The sequence below is a fragment of the Bacillus cereus group sp. N21 genome, assembly GCF_016483395.1.
GTDB lineage: Bacteria > Bacillota > Bacilli > Bacillales > Bacillaceae_G > Bacillus_A > Bacillus_A pseudomycoides.
Genome location: NZ_JAEHBX010000214.1, coordinates 1 through 746 on the forward strand (window position 1 = coordinate 1; position 746 = coordinate 746).

Below are 746 nucleotides of genomic sequence, written 5' to 3' on the forward strand. Positions count from 1 at the left end.
TAGTCTTTTTTTACAGCTGTCCACTTGACGGGGGTAAGACCAATCAGTCTGTCCAAAACCAGAAAGAATTCATCCATCGATTGTTTGGGCTTACAGCATAAAATAGAATTCCGTTAGAAATATATGAGCTATATTCTCTTTAATTTTATCTTTGTACCAGAACCCCGTTTTCTTAATTCGCAAAATATTCAAAATTAAAATCTTCAAATGTTAATATTTGTTATATAATGAAGTTGTCAAACCAGTCATCAAATAGTGTCCCCTATGTTTCTGTTGAAATAGTTTGTTTGTCCCTTATTAACATTATCTCAAAAAGAACTTGTAGTGATTGGCTACAAGTTCTTTTTGTTCTTTTGATTGAGGTTTTCTATCAAGATAAAATGCATCTGTAATACTTTCAGCATCTTGGTCTGAAACATGTTTTGATAATGTCTGGATTAACAAAGGTCTTTCTTCTTTAAAATTCATAGTAAAAAGCTTTGCGAAACAATTCGCAAAGCTTTTGTAATAGTACGTATTATAATAGTAGTTTTCGTATTTCTTCTGTACTTAGACCAGTGAATTTCGCAATGTCTTCTAACGGCATACCGTTCTTATGCATACCACATATTAATTGAACTTTCCCTTGTTCAATGCCTTCTTCTCGTCCTTTTTGGATACCCTTTTGAAGTCCTTTTTGAATCCCTTTTTCTAAACCTTCCTCTAAGCCTTCTTCACGAGCGTGAGCCAGCTTAGCTTGTTCATCA

1 protein-coding gene and 1 pseudogene are annotated in these 746 nt (G+C 33.5%); both read right to left on the bottom strand.

The window, feature by feature from the left end; genetic code table 11:
* Positions 1-303: 303 nt before the first annotated feature.
* A complete protein-coding gene (locus tag JDS96_RS30540) occupies positions 304-444 on the bottom strand; it encodes a hypothetical protein (RefSeq protein WP_018783635.1) in 141 nt (46 codons plus the stop codon).
* A gap of 73 nt (positions 445-517) precedes the next feature.
* A pseudogene (locus JDS96_RS30545) lies at positions 518-746 on the bottom strand (Rpn family recombination-promoting nuclease/putative transposase); the annotation flags it as partial.